This is a genomic window from Ciceribacter ferrooxidans (assembly GCF_004137355.1).
Taxonomy (GTDB): domain Bacteria; phylum Pseudomonadota; class Alphaproteobacteria; order Rhizobiales; family Rhizobiaceae; genus Allorhizobium; species Allorhizobium ferrooxidans.
This window is the reverse complement of sequence record NZ_SDVB01000407.1, coordinates 1-251: the sequence shown is the minus strand read 5'-3', so window position 1 is coordinate 251 and position 251 is coordinate 1. Positions and strand designations below refer to the sequence as shown.

General features: G+C 64.1%; 1 protein-coding gene. It reads right to left on the bottom strand.

Annotated features, from left to right (window positions below; genetic code table 11):
* Positions 1-251, bottom strand: a 251-nt coding sequence (locus tag EUU22_RS24375) for an NAD-binding protein (protein WP_165351291.1), incomplete at both ends; no start/stop codon positions are given.

The following is a 251-nucleotide window of genomic DNA, read 5'->3' as shown; positions in this document are numbered from 1 at the left end:
ATCGACGACCAACCTTGCGTCCTTCACCCCGTTGTCGACTGAGAAGCTGGTGCTGAAATCTCCCTTCAGCATCGCTGCGCCCTTGGCCTGGAAATAGCCGCTGTCAAGCGGACCGCCTGTCAGGGCCTCGATCACGAGGGCTGGGTCGACGCCGAGCGCGCGGGCAATCGCAAGCGTTTCCGCCGTCCCGTGGGTGAGTGCGAAGACATAGGCATTGAGAGCCAGCTTGAGCCGGCTGCTGGCCCCCGGGA